Annotated in this window: 15 protein-coding genes; 6 read left to right on the top strand and 9 right to left on the bottom strand. The window is 46.1% G+C overall.

Annotation, left to right across the window (positions count from 1 at the left end; translation table 11 throughout):
- The first annotated feature begins 130 nt into the window (after positions 1-130).
- The gene (locus ACF8CV_RS10335; RefSeq protein WP_025501435.1) at positions 131-1,156 is read left to right on the top strand and encodes an HlyD family secretion protein; all 1,026 of its coding nucleotides are present in this window, start codon (positions 131-133) and stop codon (positions 1,154-1,156) included.
- On the top strand, positions 1,153-2,643 hold the full coding sequence (locus ACF8CV_RS10340; RefSeq protein WP_005460814.1) for an MDR family MFS transporter: 1,491 nt from the start codon (positions 1,153-1,155) through the stop codon (positions 2,641-2,643). Before ACF8CV_RS10335 ends, ACF8CV_RS10340 begins: the two co-directional genes overlap by 4 nt.
- A gap of 96 nt (positions 2,644-2,739) precedes the next feature.
- Here ACF8CV_RS10340 and ACF8CV_RS10345 read toward each other — a convergent pair whose 3' ends face one another.
- Positions 2,740-2,985, bottom strand: a complete 246-nt coding sequence (locus ACF8CV_RS10345; RefSeq protein WP_005460845.1) for a Rho-binding antiterminator — start codon at positions 2,983-2,985, stop codon at positions 2,740-2,742.
- Between the two features lie 180 nt (positions 2,986-3,165).
- Here ACF8CV_RS10345 and ACF8CV_RS10350 point away from each other — a divergent pair, with 180 nt between their 5' ends.
- The 3 genes from ACF8CV_RS10350 to ygjK all read left to right on the top strand — a co-directional run bounded on the left by ACF8CV_RS10350 (position 3,166) and on the right by ygjK (position 8,332).
- On the top strand, positions 3,166-4,302 hold the full coding sequence (locus tag ACF8CV_RS10350; protein ID WP_138938199.1) for an MBL fold metallo-hydrolase: 1,137 nt from the start codon (positions 3,166-3,168) through the stop codon (positions 4,300-4,302).
- A gap of 456 nt (positions 4,303-4,758) precedes the next feature.
- On the top strand, positions 4,759-5,526 hold the full coding sequence (locus tag ACF8CV_RS10355) for a hypothetical protein (protein ID WP_020841655.1): 768 nt from the start codon (positions 4,759-4,761) through the stop codon (positions 5,524-5,526).
- Positions 5,527-5,641: 115 nt separating this feature from the next.
- Positions 5,642-8,332, top strand: coding sequence for an alpha-glucosidase (gene ygjK, locus ACF8CV_RS10360; protein ID WP_138938176.1), 2,691 nt, complete (start codon positions 5,642-5,644; stop codon positions 8,330-8,332).
- A gap of 133 nt (positions 8,333-8,465) precedes the next feature.
- Here ygjK and ACF8CV_RS10365 read toward each other — a convergent pair whose 3' ends face one another.
- The 4 genes from ACF8CV_RS10365 to ACF8CV_RS10380 all read right to left on the bottom strand — a co-directional run bounded on the left by ACF8CV_RS10365 (position 8,466) and on the right by ACF8CV_RS10380 (position 11,918).
- Positions 8,466-8,978, bottom strand: a complete 513-nt coding sequence (locus ACF8CV_RS10365) for an O-acetyl-ADP-ribose deacetylase (protein WP_025579576.1) — start codon at positions 8,976-8,978, stop codon at positions 8,466-8,468.
- 59 nt (positions 8,979-9,037) lie between these two features.
- Complete coding sequence (locus ACF8CV_RS10370) at positions 9,038-9,463, bottom strand: VOC family protein (protein ID WP_138938177.1); 426 nt, start codon at positions 9,461-9,463, stop codon at positions 9,038-9,040.
- Positions 9,464-9,616: 153 nt separating this feature from the next.
- A complete protein-coding gene (locus ACF8CV_RS10375) occupies positions 9,617-10,459 on the bottom strand; it encodes a LysR family transcriptional regulator (protein WP_138938178.1) in 843 nt (280 codons plus the stop codon).
- Between the two features lie 151 nt (positions 10,460-10,610).
- Positions 10,611-11,918, bottom strand: a complete 1,308-nt coding sequence (locus ACF8CV_RS10380) for a DUF1254 domain-containing protein (protein WP_025524951.1) — start codon at positions 11,916-11,918, stop codon at positions 10,611-10,613.
- Positions 11,919-12,059: 141 nt separating this feature from the next.
- Between ACF8CV_RS10380 and ACF8CV_RS10385 the strand changes: the two genes are divergently transcribed.
- Complete coding sequence (locus tag ACF8CV_RS10385; protein WP_171055950.1) at positions 12,060-12,974, top strand: LysR family transcriptional regulator; 915 nt, start codon at positions 12,060-12,062, stop codon at positions 12,972-12,974.
- Positions 12,975-13,046: 72 nt separating this feature from the next.
- Here ACF8CV_RS10385 and ACF8CV_RS10390 read toward each other — a convergent pair whose 3' ends face one another.
- The 4 genes from ACF8CV_RS10390 to ACF8CV_RS10405 all read right to left on the bottom strand — a co-directional run bounded on the left by ACF8CV_RS10390 (position 13,047) and on the right by ACF8CV_RS10405 (position 15,357).
- Positions 13,047-13,532 carry a VOC family protein gene (locus ACF8CV_RS10390; protein WP_029805053.1) on the bottom strand — a complete coding sequence of 162 codons (486 nt, stop codon included), beginning with the start codon at positions 13,530-13,532 and terminating at the stop codon, positions 13,047-13,049.
- A 138-nt stretch (positions 13,533-13,670) separates the two neighbouring features.
- The gene (locus ACF8CV_RS10395) at positions 13,671-13,988 is read right to left on the bottom strand and encodes a DUF4144 domain-containing protein (protein ID WP_138938180.1); all 318 of its coding nucleotides are present in this window, start codon (positions 13,986-13,988) and stop codon (positions 13,671-13,673) included.
- Between the two features lie 96 nt (positions 13,989-14,084).
- On the bottom strand, positions 14,085-14,795 hold the full coding sequence (locus tag ACF8CV_RS10400; protein ID WP_029560184.1) for an HAD family hydrolase: 711 nt from the start codon (positions 14,793-14,795) through the stop codon (positions 14,085-14,087).
- A gap of 25 nt (positions 14,796-14,820) precedes the next feature.
- Positions 14,821-15,357, bottom strand: coding sequence for a DUF924 family protein (locus ACF8CV_RS10405; RefSeq protein ID WP_042762812.1), 537 nt, complete (start codon positions 15,355-15,357; stop codon positions 14,821-14,823).

The raw sequence follows: 15,357 nt of genomic DNA on the forward strand, positions 1-15,357 counted from the left end.
TATTAGATTGCACACGATTCAAGCAATAGTTCAAGGTTTAAAACTGGATCTTAACCTTGCAGATCATTTTATTGTTCCAAGATCGAAAAGTCCTACACTGGTCACATAATTGAACAAGTGGACAATATAAATGAGCGGCGACATCGCGAAGCATTCTTCCGCCAGATCTAAGCTGGTAAAAACTCTTTTCTTCACTCTCTGTGTTATCGCATTTGGTGCGATGTATTGGTCTTGGCAGTATTCAGACAGTCACCCAAGCACAGAAGATGCCTATGTTAGGGCAAAAATTTTGTCGGTAGCGCCTCAGGTAAAAGGCCAAGTGGTTTCTGTGGATGTCAAAGACTTCCAATCTGTTAACAAAGGTGACCTACTGCTGAAGATAGATTCACGCCCATATTTGTTGGCAGTGAAGCAAGCAAAAGCGGCATACCAATTGGCGGTCCAGCAACATGACGTAGCCGATAAGCAGGTAACTGAAGCTGTTGCGGGCTTAGATGCGGCGCGCTCTAACCTGACAGAAGCGCAAGTAGAGTACAAACGTACGGATTCTCTAGTGAAACGCAAACTGGCGTCAGACCAAGATTTAGATACGGCGAAAAACAAACTAGCCAATGCTCAAGCGAGCCTAGAGCAAGCGCGCGCGACGGTAGAAAAAGCCATTGCGAACCGTGGTGAAGAAGGCGCAGAGGCTGCGGTTGTTCAACAAGCGGCGGCACAGTTAGCGCAAGCGGAGCTGAACTTGAGCTACACCGACATTACGTCACCAGTGGATGGCATTGCCGGTGAAATCAATACGCACGTAGGCTCGGTCGTTAGCGTGGGTCAAACGCTGTTCCCTGTGATTTTAAAAGACAGCTATTGGGTACGCGCGAATTTTAAAGAAACCGATCTTACTCATATTAAACCTGGCATGCATGCGGATGTGGTGATTGATATGTACCCAGACGTGGTGTGGAAAGCAACGGTAGAGCAGCTGTCGCCTGCGAGTGGTACATCGTTCTCCTTGATGCCACCAGAAAACGCAACGGGTAACTGGGTTAAAATCAAACAGCGTTTCCCTGTACGTTTGGCGTTAGAAGTATCGGCTGATGCGCCGCAACTTCGCGTGGGTGCGAGCTCAGAAGTCACTATTGATTTACAAAGTAGCGTGCAATGAGCCATCAAATTACGGCAGACAAACGGGGGATTGCCACCGTCGCCGTGATGCTTTCTGCCATCATGGTGTTAATCGATATGACCGTTGCGAACGTGTCGCTATCGCACATGATGGGCGCGTTGGGCGCAACGGCAGACCAAATTACTTGGGTGCTGACGGGTTACAGCATGGCGGAAGCGATCTTCATTCCGATGACCAGTTTCTGGGTGTCGCGCTTTGGTGAACGCAAAGTCATGCTGGTTGCTGTGATCGGTTTTGTAATTGCCAGTGCGCTTTGTGGGCAAGCACAGTCTCTTGAAGAGATGGTGCTATTTCGCATTATCCAAGGCGCTTTCGGCGCGTCGGTGATTCCATTGGCGCAGTCGACGTTAGTGCAGATTTATCCGTACGAGCAAAAAGGCAAAGCGATGGCGATTTTCTCCATCGGCATTTTGCTTGGTCCTATTTTGGGCCCAGTCGTGGGTGGCGTGATCACCGACAACATCAATTGGCGCTGGATATTTTACATCAACTTGCCATTCGGTTTGATCTGTACCTCTTTGATTTATCGCTATATCCACATCGACAACAAATCCAAACCTAACTTTGACTGGTGGATCATCGGTTACATGGCGTTAGGTGTGGGCGCGTTGCAGTTTGTGTTGGATAAAGGTAACGAAGAAGACTGGCTCAACTCACGTATGATCCAGACCGCGATATTACTCGCAGTCATGGGATCGGTGATGTGGATTTATCGCAGCTGGAAAACCAAAAGCCCAATAGCGCCATTATGGCTGCTTAAAGACCGAAATCTTATGGTCTCGTCGTTGATGATTGCCGTGGTGTCGATGGCGATGTTTGGTCTGACGACTCAACAACCGATGCTGTTGGAAAGCTTGCTGGATTATCCGGTCTCAACCACTGGCTTATTAATGGCACCGCGTGGATTGGCGTCAGCGGCGATGTTAATTTTGGTGATTAAACTCAATCCGCAATTCGATCCCAGAATCAAAATAGTCTTTGGCTTGAGCTGCATCGGGATTGGTAGTTATTTGATGACGCAATACTCACTGCAGATCGATACATTTTGGATTGTGATGCCGAGTATGATTCAGGGGATGGGGCTTGGTTTAACCTTCTCGACGCTGTCCACCTTGGCGTATTTAACGATTCCGAAAGAGCAATCTGTCGCGGCGGCAAGTATTTACAATCTGTTCCGTACGATTGGCAGTTCGTTTGGTATCTCTATCGCCACCACGTTCCAATATCGTGATAGTCAGCAGCAATGGCATGCGCTGGGAGAGGGTATTAATCCTTATAATCCTAACTTGCATGACTGGGCGGCCAATCAGGGGCTTTCCATTACCGACCCGGTTGCGTTAGACCAATACCAACAGATGTTGCAGCAGCAATCGCAAATGGTCGCGTTTGTGCACACCTTCCAGCTTGTGGGAGTGATGTTCGTGATCATGATGCCGATGCTGGTTTTCATCCGGTCGCGTGAATAACAACAAGTTCAGGTGAACCGTGTAAGAGAACGCCTCTCAAGTTGTGTCAGCTTGAGAGGTGTTTTTTATTGGACGGCGTCAGTGAAAGAAGGACGTTTACTCAAACGTCACTTCGTCAAAATGCGGATTGGCTTTGAGCGCGCGCATTGCGACTAATTGTTCAGTCGGGAAGGCGGTGTGCTCACCATCCATATCTAAAAACAAGCACTCTTGTCGCTGCATGTCGTAGCCTGTGTCGAACGCGTTGCCCTGATGAGTTTCACCATTTTTTAGTGTGATCTCGATAGGGAGCTTAAACATACAGGCGATTTCAATAAAATCGTATTGGCTGCAAGTCACCATAGTTTTCTCCTTTCAAACCGACGCAGTATTCAGAAGGTTTGAGAACCGTATCCTTAAATAGAAGACGTTTGATTGAAACTGAATCTTCATCTTACACCTCATTTTGGTCACGAAATAGACATACACGCACGTTTTAATAAACCTACTGTTGAGCGTTCGCAAGCGAGACAAAACTACGATATGTCTGAGACGATACTTAAGCGCACATACCTAACGAGTGAACAAAAGACACAAAAGCCAAGTTCACTGATTTCCCCTCAAACCTACCATGCGCAGTTGGCGCACCGTGTTCACCACTCGCCTCAATTTGAAAACGGCCGCGTTAAAAACGAGATGCCAAATGTCCCTAGTCCGCAATCATTCTGGCAGGTGTGTTGGAGTTATCTTGGTGGTAGAACGCCGTTGAGTCCTAACGAACATCTGCCACATTCCCCAATTCAACCTACGCAGTTTGCGCGGCGAAGTGAATCGATGCGCCTTACTTGGCTGGGCCATTCCACCATGCTGGTGGAGATCGAGGGCATTCGAATTCTGACCGATCCGGTATTTGATTACGCTTCTCCGTTCATCGCAAAAGCGTGGTTTGAACGCAATATTCCCAATACCCATGCCAGAGATCGTTTGCCGATTCCTGAAATTATTGTGATTTCGCACGATCATTACGACCATTTAGAAGCATCGACCATACGTTTTTACGCCGATAAACCCGTGACGTTTTATGTACCCTTAGGGGTAGGCAAGCATCTGATAAAGTGGGGTGTTTGCGCAGACAACATCGTGGAATTCGATTGGTGGGATAGCGTGCACTATGCCGGAATTGAACTGATTTGTACGCCTGCTAACCATAATTCGGGTCGTACTTATTTCGATAAAAACGCGACCCTGTGGGCTTCTTGGGTCATCAAAGGCAAAGAAGAGACGCTCTATTTTAGTGGTGATTCAGCTTACGATTCGCACTTTTCCGAGATCGCACAGCGATGTGGACCAATCGACATTGCCTGTTTGGAAGTGGCTGCCGATGTGAAAGGCCAAGGTTATCCGGTCGAAAACTGGGGGCACATGCAGGCTCATCATACCGTGCAAGCGTTTCACGATTTAAATGCGAAAAAACTGTTGCCAGTACATTGGGCTACATACGAGCTGTTTACTCACCGTTGGGACGAACCGATTTCAGATTTGCTTGCCCATTGTCAAAAAGAACATATAACGCTGCTGACGCCAATGCCGGGGGAGAGTTTTTACGTTCATCAAGAACATATAAATAAACAGTGGTGGCGAGAAAAAGAAATATGTGAGCCAGCTAGAATTTTGACTTAATAATATGATCTTACTTCAATAATTATTTTAGAAATTAACCTTGTTATTTTCAGAATATAACAAGGATTTTACTGGTCATTGAAATTAAAAATTTCCATAGATTCACTTTCCAATTGTGATCTCACGCTTTTATAAATCGATTGGTGTCATTTTTTGATACTTTTGATCTGAAAATTTGCGCTCTTATCAGAAAAGTTTTAGTAAAAATCTTTGCCATCTTAATTTTACTCTTCAAAACAATTATACTGACTATTATCTTGATAAGCCCATAGAGCAATGGCTATAACTTGTTCTTGATGGGTAAAATGTATCCAGTTAAAGAAAAGTAAAAAAATCTAATGGATAAGACATGTTTTACGCCAACAAGATAGAATATTGAGACCAAAATCACAAGAGTAGGACTCTCTTGAATTTATCATCATGGATGCTGAATAAATAAAATACAGGCATTGTTAGATGAATAATTCTGCAACGTATTTACTTGCTGCTTTACGAGAAAAAATAAAAGAAAAAGGCATTGGATATTCCGAGCTTTCTATTGGACTTGGAATCCCGCTTTCTACTATAAAAAGGCAGCTTCACAATACGTCTCTTGGTTTAGATAAAATCTTGTTGTACGCCACGCACCTTGATACGGATTTGGTTGAGTTATCCATGCGAGGTAAGCAGCTGCAGCAAGAGAGTGAACAGTTTATCACTGACACCAACAGTGAGATTTTCCATCAATATCCTCACTTATTTGATTTTCTTTATCTTTTGCGTCGACCTGAGTGGTCTTTAGAAGAGATCGCACGGAGATACCAGCTGAGTGATACTTCCGTTGCGCTCTATTTACGTGCACTAGAAATGATGGATTACATTGAACTGAAAGGGGATAAACACTATCAATTTAAAGATACAGGCCGCTTTATTTTTGAAGAAGGTTCAAATTTAGACACGCTATTTGCACAGCGCTTTCGTGAAGAAGTGTTTAGCCACGATATTCGACCTCCAATTTGTGTTGGACGCATTGCGATTACCGAAGAACAAGAAGAAAAACTGGCAAATGAAGTGTACAACAAATTAATTGAGTTTGATGTTCAAAATAAAACCAGTGAAAACAGTCAACGACTAAAAAATGTTTTACTCACTTTTACGCCTGGTAATCAGATATTTTTGGCTGACACAATTCCGAATATTAATGGCGATTTATTAAAAGCCATCACTATCGCTAAAGAAAAATAAAAGAATAATTATTGGAAGCTCGTGCTTATTTAGTGCGAGCCGGGCTTCTGCACACTAAAAACACTCATTTATATAAATGAGAATATAAAAATAACGTAAATAATAGGGAAAAAGTATGTTTAAAAAGAGCACACTTGCCATTCTGATCGGGGCTACTATTTCGCTTGTTGGATGTGGTTCCAATGATAAAACTGAAATCCGTTTACCACAGGCGCCAACTTCAGAATTTACTAACGTGATTGATCGCACTGGTAATCCAACTTACCTGCGTGATTACGACAGTTATTCGAACCTGAAGTACAATGCACTCACGGACAACGGCGCGTGGCATGGCCATTTGCTACCTGAAGATGCGGCGGGTTATGGCGCTTTCGGCGGTATTATGCAAGTGACGCAAGAGTACGCGCATTTTATGTCTGACCAAACGTTCGACAAGCTCACGTTGACCGACAAAGTGAGTGGCCAAACTTACGATTTATCGAACGCAGAAGCGAAAGTCTATTCCATTCCAGGTGCGTTAGTGCAGGTGTTGGACTTGGACGATATTCACGTGCAAATGGTGCTGCGCTTCGTGACTGACCGCTCTTCGCTGGTGGAAACGCTCATCACTAACAAAACTGATCGTGATATGAACTTGGCGTTGGAGTGGGACGGCGAGTTGGTGAAATACGCGCTGTCGACGCGCAAAGACCAAACCGTGGCGCAGTACTACCCAGATTACAAGCGCCAGATTTCGACCATCGAAAACGGCATTAAAATTAACTTTAGCGAGATGAAAGACAACTGGGCGATCCGTAATGACCGCGATGCCGAGTTCCGCATTACTCGTTCTCTACCGACGAAGACGTTCACCAACGAAACCTCATTCAGTTCTACTGCGGAGATGAGCCTACCAGCTGAGCAAACATCGGCGGTTTATACGGCGTATTCTAACCTGCACAATGCGAAAGAAGTGCAGTCAGAATCGTTGAAATTGCGAGATGTATTGGCGAATCCAACTCAATACATGGAAGCGTCGAAAGCGCGTTGGGACGGCTATTTAGCGAATGGTCTTATCAACAAAGAAGCGACAGCAGACCAAGCTCGCGTAGCGGTAAAAGCGATGGAGACCCTAAACGGTAACTGGCGCTCTGCGGCGGGCGATATTGAACAAGCGACAGTCACGCCATCGGTCACTGCGCGTTGGTTCTCTGGTAACTTAACATGGCCGTGGGATTCGTGGAAACAAGCGTACGCGATGGCGCATTTCAACCCAGATGTTGCGATGGACAACATTCGCACGGTATTCCAAGAGCAAGTTCAAGCTGATGACAAGATTCGTCCGCAAGACAAAGGCTACTTGCTGGATGTGTTGACGTACACCAAACCTGTTAGTCGTGGTGGTGCTGGCTCTGAAAACTGGAACGAACGCAATACGAAACCTTCGTTGGCGGCATGGTCTGTGATGGAGGTGTATCACGCTCTGGTGAACCAGTTTGATCGCCCAGAAGACGCGCAAAAATTCATTGATGAAATGTATCCGAAGTTGGTGGCATACCATGATTGGTGGCTATCCAACCGCGACCACAACCAAAATGGTGTGCCTGAATACGGCGCGGCAGTAGACCCAGCACACAACACGGAAGAAGGCGTGATGTACGTTTGGGTAGAAACGCGCGATCCTAACTTCACGACCATTATTCCGGCAGAAGACATCATCGAGCAAAACGGCAATTCTTATAAAGTAAAAGGCATGGCGTCTTACAATAAGATTCTCGATAAAGTGGATTACATGACGATTCACGTCGGCGCACAAGAAGCGGCGGGCTGGGAATCGGGCATGGATAACGCAGCTCGTTTTGGCTTTATCTACAACATCCATAACATGAATTCGCAAGCTGAAGACATCAGCAACCCAGACAGAAATGTGGATCAACTTGGTCGCTACGCGGCAAGTGCGTACGGCTTTGATAACAGCATCAAGCTGGAAGGCGAAGAGTGGGTGTACAGCAACACGTCAGCGGAAAACTTAGCGAAACTCGATCTTGCGAAGAAAGATTGGGAAGTTCGTTTTGCAGAAAATCGCACCAACAATAACGCAGCGGACGGTGAGCTGCTTGGCTTCTCTATGCTGCAAGAATCGGTGGATCAAGCCTCTTACATGTACTCAGACAACAAATACTTAGCGGAAATGGCGAAGTTGGTGTCCGATGGCGTAGAAGGTAAAGACCGCGCGCAAGAATTCCTGAACGGCGCCGAGAAAATCAAAACGTACATTAACCAATGTATGTTTGATGAAAGCACAGGATTTTTCTACGACATTCACTTAAATGTGGCTGAAGATGGCACTACTCCTGCACCTCTTGCAAATGGTTGTGCGGGTTTGCCGATTGTAGAGCGTGGACGTGGTCCTGAAGGTTGGTCGCCGCTGTTTAATGGTGCAGCAACGCAAGAGCATGCCGATAAAGTGATCGCGGTGATGCGAGATCAAGACGAGTTCAACACGCCAGATAAATTCCAAGGAACGGGTGTGCCTTTGCCGACCGCATCGCAAACCAACCCTGCTTACGGTAAAGATGTGTACTGGCGTGGTCGTGTGTGGCTAGACCAAGTGTACTTTGGCTTCCGTGCGATGGAAAACTACGGCTACAAAGAAGAAGCGATTGCAATGGCAAATGAGTTGTTTAACAACGCAGAAGGTATGACGGGTGACATGCCAATTCGTGAAAACTACAACCCTGAGACGGGCGCGGTACAAGGTGCGTCGAACTTCTCTTGGTCTGCGGCGCATTTGTACATGATGTACAACGGATTCTTCAAAAACTAGATCGCACACATTAGGCGCTTTGGATGACCCCCCTAGCATTCGTAGCGCTTAACGAACGATAATTCAGTGATAAATAAGACAAACCGGACTGTATTGGCAGTCCGGTTTTTTTATGTCTCTTGTCATACAGATTTCAGTGCTGGGTAAGGGCGTGTTGCCAAATCGAAAGCATCTCTTCACTAAACAAGTAAAAGCGCATGTCGAGTGCCGCGTATTCCGGTCTTTGGCAAACGGCCATCGCGACTTCTGCTGCTTCTTGAGGTGGGTAACCATACACTCCGCAAGAAATCGCAGGCAGCGCCACACTTTGGCAGTGGTTGGTGAGCGCGAGATCCAGCGAACGTTGATATGCAGATTCCAACACCGCTTTTGGATCGGCGAATTTATCGTAAATCGGGCCAACGGCATGAATGACGTAACGCGCGTTTAAATTGCCAGCCTCAGTAATGCGTGCGTCACCAAACGGGCATCGAATACCGTCGACATCATCAACGGCATAACACGCATTGATAAGCGCAGGCCCTGCTGCGCGATGAATGGCACCATCGACGCCACCTCCGCCGAGCATTCTCGGGTTTGCTGCATTCACGATGGCATCGACATGTGCGGTGGTGATGTCGCCTTGGACTAACGAGATCGCGTTCATTTTTTTGAGCCTTCTACAATGATGAGAAACAAATGGTCAGTAACACAGTTAAGTGTAGCTTACTCATCAATCACTTGAGGTTTTAACTCGACGACATTTCCTTCCGGATCATGAATATAGAGTGAGCGACCGAACCCCTGTGCGCCGTAGCGCTTTGCAAACTCTTCGGTTTCAATGCCGTTCGAACGCAGATATTCCAGCATTTCATTTTCGCAAAAAGGCGCCAGTTGCAGGCAAAAATGGTCAATATTACGACCATTTTGAACTGGTGGCTTTCCGCCAAGTTGCCCTAACTCGCTGTCCACCGTCACCACATCAATCAATGCGTTACCAGCCCTAAGCTGGGTTAAACCAAGCTCCATTACTTCGCGCTCGACTGGGCAACCCAAAACATCTCGATAGAAATGCAACATGGCGTCGAGGTTGCACGTTCTTAGCACGACATGATCAAGGGCTTGGATTGCGATTGGGTTGTTGGTGGGCATGCTTCACTCCTTTTGTGCGGTTATGGAAAAGTATACGACCTGAACGTCCATATTGATCGTTAAACCATTTTTAACATATGCGCGTTTAGTCATAAAGAGTGCGTTTAAGAAGAGAGAAAGAGTTTTGGCGAAATGCCTTGATGTGCGACCGCGTCAGGCGTTTAGGCCTGTAGCAAATTGGTCACGCGCCCAAGCTCGCAAACGTTGATGGGAAGTACTCGACTCATCTCGTTTATGGAAAATCAGTTTATAGCTGACCGGCTCGGAAAACATTGGAGTTTGAATGACTTGCAGGTTCAAAGCCGATTGCCATTTCTGCGCCAAAGACAGGGGAAGCACGCCTAAGCAATCGTGTTTCGCCACATAAAGCATCATGCCAGAGAGCGATGTTGTCATCATTTCCACATCACGCTCTTGCAGCCCTGGCTGGTGAACTTCGGTGTCGCTAACTGGGAAGTCTTCGTCTCCGACAAATCGACAGTGCTTTTCAGAATAAAACCGTTCTTGTTCGATTTTTCCTGCGATACGTGGGTGATCTTGACGACAAATCACCACCATTGGCTCTTCAAAAACTGACTCACTGATAAACGATGGGTCATGAATGGTCGTTGGGCTAATAATCAAATCGATCTGTTTAAGTCGTAGATCATTCAATAACGAAGGTAAATCCGTATCGGCGCAAATGCTGATCGTGTTGGTTGGTGTGATGCGGTGGATCAGCGCTTCGTTACAGCTCAGGCGGAAAGTGCTTTGATCGGAAATGGCATCATTGATCATCGCAAACGCCTGATGAAATTTAGGTAGCAACTGATGCGCTACAGAAGTGAGTTTGATTTGTCGCCCATCCTTCACAAATAACGATTTGTTGGTTTCTTTTTCCAAACGCTTCATGGATGCGCTAATCGCTGGCTGAGTTAGCCCTAGGTGCTCTGCGGCGCGAGAGTAAGATTGATATTCAGCAACAATTAAAAAGGTTTGGATTAGATTAAAATCCATACGATACCTAAATAAAAATAATCACCAGATTGAGTGGGTGGCTCTTTGATTTTTGGGCTTGATGTTCGCCCTAGACACCCACCTTGAAATAAGCCTCCTTAACGCACTTACGAGCTAAGGAGGCGACAGAGCAGTGGTTCGTTAAAACGAATTATTTAACTACTTTGATTTCAGGCATTTGATACTCACCACTTTGGATTGCATCGTCTGCGCCGTAGAAACGCATGATGGCGTAGAACGGTTTTTCAGGTACTGGCAAGAAGTTTGGATCGTCTGCACGGCCTTTCTCGTTCGCACTCATGTAAATGGTGTAGTAACCGTCTTTGTCCGCTTTCATGGTTCGGTCGCCACGGCTGTGACGGTTTAGGTCGTTTTTCGCCATCAAACGGTTGTCGTTGCCGTAAATAGTAACAGACCAGAATTCGCTGACGTTCGGCGCTTTAAAGCGCATCACGTAATCATGCTTCGAACCATCCAGTTTTTGACCAGTGCTGTCGAAATCTGATTTACGGTAAGACGCTTCGATAGGTGGTAAGCCCCACTGACCAAGGTAAGTACCTTCTGCAAAAATATCGCGTGGCGCATCACCCAAGGTATCGCGTGTACCAAGCAACGTACGAGCATCTGTCATTTTAGGCGCAAGTTCGACGAGGTGTTCCATGCCTTTCTTCTCACCAATTTTTGCCAGTTTTAGCTGCTCAGGTGTGAAGTCAGTTTTGCATGGTTCAACGCCGATAGATTGGTATTTGTCCAACCACTGTTTGTCTGCATTGCCCATCGAGCCATCACATAGCACGAAGTTCACGCGTTCAAGCCATGTTGAATTTTTGGGATCTGGGTACGTTCTTTGTACTGGTTTTGGCCCGTTCTTACCTAAATATTCCGATAGGGTACGAATGTTCCATTGGTCCATGTAGTTAAGCGCGACTTTCGCATCTTCGTCATTCACTGCCATGATGCGACCCATCAGCTTCACAAGGTTGCTGTCTACGCGAACCACTTCGTCGACAGAAGCTGGCACTTCACCTTGCCAATCTTGTGCTGCAAACATGAACTGGCCGCCTTTTGTGCCGCGAGTACGAGAACTGAACGCTGCGTTGGTGTAGTGGCCCATGTCCATTGTATGCAAGATCCAGTAACGGCCTTCATCCATATCAGGCACGCTCACAATGACAGGTTCTGCAGCAACATCTAACCAGCCCATAAGGTGAAGCGTATCGTTATTAATGGTTGGGTGAGCGGTGTAAGAGTCATCAGCTAGAGCACGAATATTCTGAAAGCGGTTGAGCGGATAGTTGTTTTCTACCGCCGTGTGATAGAAAAACTTGTACGCTTCATCAATAGAGTATCCGTAGATATAAGCATCTTCTGCAAGATCAACATTGGTGTTAGCCGCAAATACAGGGCTGGCACCTAGCGCTGATAATCCCAATAGAGTAACGAGTAATTTTTGTTTCATGGCTGGTTTCATCCATTTGGTTGTGAGGATATGTTTCCAGCTAAGCTTAGTCGTTAACCCGTTTATTACAGAAATGAATTGTGAGTATTTAGTCTATATCAAAAGTGATATGCTTTGAGAAAAGCTAAAGAGATAACGTTGATGAACTTTGATTACAATTTGCTCAAGGTGCTTGCAGTGATTCTTGAAACACGTAACACCACAACGGCTGCGGAGCGTTTGTGCACCAGCCAGCCTGCTGTGAGCCGAAGCTTGCGTAAAATTCGGGATTTGTTTAACGACGACATTTTAGTGCGTAAGGGCACCAATATGGAGCTCACGCCGAAATCCGAAGAGATCAAAGCGCAGCTTTCTGGGATCATCAACGACATCGACAAGCTGGTGAATGTTTCTCATAGTTTTGATCCTGCGACCGAAAACAGTGTGCTGCGTGTTGCGATCAACTCATCCATTGCACAATGGTTTTCTGCCGCGTTTACTCAGCTGCTAGCCAAGGAAGCGCCGTTTATGAACTTGGTGATCGAAGACTGGACGGAAACCACGCCAGACAAAATCGATGCGGGTGAAATCGCTTTTGGTATCAACTATTTCCCTATGGAGTTGCCGAAGCATCTGGTTCAGAAAAAAGGCGGGCGGGACGACTTTGCTCTGGCCTGCCGTGCGACGCATCCGCATGGTGGCAAACGCATGTATTTGGATGACATTTCAGAGTACGCGTACGCGGTTCACATCATCCAACATTGGAATGAAAAAGAAGATCACATCTCGCGCTTATTACAGCCTTTTTCAGTTGTCCCAAGAATTCAACTGCGTACCACGCACATCAACACCATTTTGAATTTGGTTGCGGATAGCGATGTGCTGTTTCCTTGTTCGCGTCACTTGATCAATCAGTTAGATAAGCGTTTTTCTTTTATCGAATTTGATGACGCGCTGCCGAAATTAGAGGGTAACTTCGGTTACGTTTACAGCGTAAAGCGCCGCAATGATCCGTTGATATTGTGGGTTAACAACACCGTTGAATCGTTGATGAAGTCGTTAGGCATTGAGTCGTAACAATGGTTGGTGAAACGGTTTGAACAACCGGGTTCGATAACGCACTGATCCCGGTTGTGTTGCTTGATGCAATTACTCGTATTCAGAAGCGTAAGTTTCTTCATAAGTGTGCGAGTAAAGCTCGAAAAGGTTGCCGAATGGGTCTTCTAGATAAACCATTTTCGCAGGCTTGTTATCGTCTTCTGGGTGGTAACGCATGATGTCCATACGCACTTTGCCACCAAACGCTTCAGTGCGCTTGATTGCACTTTCAAAGTCGTCCGTCTGCAAACAGAAATGGAAGATACCGATGCGAGAAAAATCCACTTCATGGCGCTCTTGACGCTCTTTCATTTCAAATAACTCAAGTCCGATGCCATCGCTTGTCACTAGATGCGCAATGTTGAAGCCTTTAAAGCCCTCACCAAAGACCGCAATACACATTCTGCCAATTGCGGTTTCGCGTTCTTCAATCACTTTCGTGTTGCCCATAACGACTTTTAGACCAAGCGCTTGCGTGTAAAACTCAACCGCTTTATCCATATCTCCGACCATAATACCGACATGATTCATTTTCATTTGTTTGCTCCCAACATGTGTGCTTAAACGTTGTTTTGTTTCGATGTGGGAGAGTATATGGTGTGGTTTTAATTACATGAAATTATCATAAATTATAAAAATAATAATTTTTTGCAATCAACATGGACGGGGTTAGAGCTAATTGGCTAATGTCTCAACAGCTTGCTGTACCGAGGTGAAGTGAATTTTGATGATGCATCTTTGTGCGAGACTAAACTCATGCGACTGGATGAGTGACGTAACTTCCTCGACGGACAGAGTGCGTTCTTCCGGTTGTAAAACGGTGGCGTTCGAACCATTGTATTGCAACCCGAACGTGTTGCCATTTGAGTCAATTACGTAATCATCTGGCCCCCAAATGAGCGCTTCGCATTCGGAATCAAGATCGGCATGAGAACGCAAATAGATAAGTTCATCGTCGCCATCGAGTTTCAATAAACATGGCCATGTAACCATGGGGCCTCCAGTGTAGTGGCTAAAATTGTTTCAATGTCTGAAAGGGCAAGGTGAGCGCTGGCATTCAAGGTGTTGACCTTAAACCGCAGTCAAAAATTACGTGTGTTGAGCAATAATCGAAAACAGCTCGTCAACCGTTCTTGCCACGTAATCTGGTTGCACGCTCCAATGCTCTGGCATCGCGCCGCTGTACGCTGCTGCAACGGCAATCACTTTACTTTGGCCACCCAACTGCTGTTCGATGTTGCGTGCGAATTGCGTGTCGGCTTCATGGTCACCGATGTACATCAGCTGTCGATTTTCTGCGTGACCAAAAATCGACTCAACGCATTTGATGCCACTGTACGCATCGGGCTTTTGATGCCCGTTCGAGACGTCATCATACCCGACGATGGATTTAAACGGCGCGCTGATGCCGTTGTCGGACAGCACTCGATGAATATTACTTTGTGAGTTTTGAGAGCAAATGCCGTGAGGCAGCTGCGCAAACTCTTTAATGACGCCATCAATGCCTTCAAACAGGGTTACCGGTGTTTGGTTTTTCTCTTGATGCTCTGCCCATAAACCACCAGCTTTTAGCATTTCATCATGGGACATGCCGTAGTAATCCACGTAGAGCTCTTGCCAGTTTTTCGCCGCGTGGTTTGCGTAGTGATAGTTGGCTTCTGAATGGAGATATTTCGGTAAATTATCGCCAGTTAAATGCGGGGCTACGATGGCTAAGATCGCTTTGGTGATGTCGATGTTTTTCGGTACAGAGTTTACGAGTGTCCCATCGTAATCCCACAATATGGCGTCTAATTTCATTCAACGTTCTCGTTGTTATTGATGGTTAAAAGCTGGAACCGGGTTGCTGCAAAAATGCTAACTCTTCAGGAGTGCCTTCTCTACCCAAGATGGCGTTGCGATGTGGGTAACGTCCAAATTGGTCGATGATGGCTTTGTGTTTTAGCTCAAAATCGTAGTTATTTTCAAGCCCTGATGCGCGAAACAATTTCTCAGCTTCGACATGAATGAGGCGAGATTCGCTGTGCATAAACGGCATGTACAAAAAGCTTAGCTGCTCAGGCGCTAATTCTTGATCGTGTCCTAACCGAATTGCTTCTTGAGCCAATGCTAATGCGAGCGGGTCTTGCGCAAACGCTTTTGGGGTGTTGCGATACACATTACGTGAAAACTGGTCGAGGACGATGATTTCGGCCAATCGTCCTTGTGCGCTGTCACGCCAATTAAACAGTTCACAACGAGCGGCTTGTTCGAGTACCGAGGCAAATCGTGACGCAATATGTTTGTCCAGTTCTGGGTTGTTTTCAAACCAGTTTTGAGGCGTTAGCTCCTCGAACCAGAACTTGATGATTTGTTGATGCAT

It is taken from the genome of Vibrio sp. zbq_1 (assembly GCF_043102935.1).
In the GTDB taxonomy this organism is placed as follows: domain Bacteria; phylum Pseudomonadota; class Gammaproteobacteria; order Enterobacterales; family Vibrionaceae; genus Vibrio; species Vibrio parahaemolyticus.

What these genes read in the sequence shown, in the direction of transcription:
- ACF8CV_RS10395 (WP_138938180.1), bottom strand. Translation starts at nt 13,988, where the DNA reads ATGGTTACATGGCCATGTTTATTGAAACTCGATGGCGACGATGAACTT.
- ACF8CV_RS10355 (WP_020841655.1), top strand. Translation starts at nt 4,759, where the DNA reads ATGAATAATTCTGCAACGTATTTACTTGCTGCTTTACGAGAAAAAATA.
- ACF8CV_RS10365 (WP_025579576.1), bottom strand. Translation starts at nt 8,978, where the DNA reads ATGAACGCGATCTCGTTAGTCCAAGGCGACATCACCACCGCACATGTC.
- ACF8CV_RS10370 (WP_138938177.1), bottom strand. Translation starts at nt 9,463, where the DNA reads ATGCCCACCAACAACCCAATCGCAATCCAAGCCCTTGATCATGTCGTG.
- ACF8CV_RS10340 (WP_005460814.1), top strand. Translation starts at nt 1,153, where the DNA reads ATGAGCCATCAAATTACGGCAGACAAACGGGGGATTGCCACCGTCGCC.
- ACF8CV_RS10335 (WP_025501435.1), top strand. Translation starts at nt 131, where the DNA reads ATGAGCGGCGACATCGCGAAGCATTCTTCCGCCAGATCTAAGCTGGTA.
- ACF8CV_RS10350 (WP_138938199.1), top strand. Translation starts at nt 3,166, where the DNA reads ATGTCTGAGACGATACTTAAGCGCACATACCTAACGAGTGAACAAAAG.
- ACF8CV_RS10345 (WP_005460845.1), bottom strand. Translation starts at nt 2,985, where the DNA reads ATGGTGACTTGCAGCCAATACGATTTTATTGAAATCGCCTGTATGTTT.
- ygjK (WP_138938176.1), top strand. Translation starts at nt 5,642, where the DNA reads ATGTTTAAAAAGAGCACACTTGCCATTCTGATCGGGGCTACTATTTCG.
- ACF8CV_RS10385 (WP_171055950.1), top strand. Translation starts at nt 12,060, where the DNA reads ATGAACTTTGATTACAATTTGCTCAAGGTGCTTGCAGTGATTCTTGAA.
- ACF8CV_RS10405 (WP_042762812.1), bottom strand. Translation starts at nt 15,357, where the DNA reads ATGCATCAACAAATCATCAAGTTCTGGTTCGAGGAGCTAACGCCTCAA.
- ACF8CV_RS10375 (WP_138938178.1), bottom strand. Translation starts at nt 10,459, where the DNA reads ATGGATTTTAATCTAATCCAAACCTTTTTAATTGTTGCTGAATATCAA.
- ACF8CV_RS10380 (WP_025524951.1), bottom strand. Translation starts at nt 11,918, where the DNA reads ATGAAACAAAAATTACTCGTTACTCTATTGGGATTATCAGCGCTAGGT.
- ACF8CV_RS10400 (WP_029560184.1), bottom strand. Translation starts at nt 14,795, where the DNA reads ATGAAATTAGACGCCATATTGTGGGATTACGATGGGACACTCGTAAAC.
- ACF8CV_RS10390 (WP_029805053.1), bottom strand. Translation starts at nt 13,532, where the DNA reads ATGAAAATGAATCATGTCGGTATTATGGTCGGAGATATGGATAAAGCG.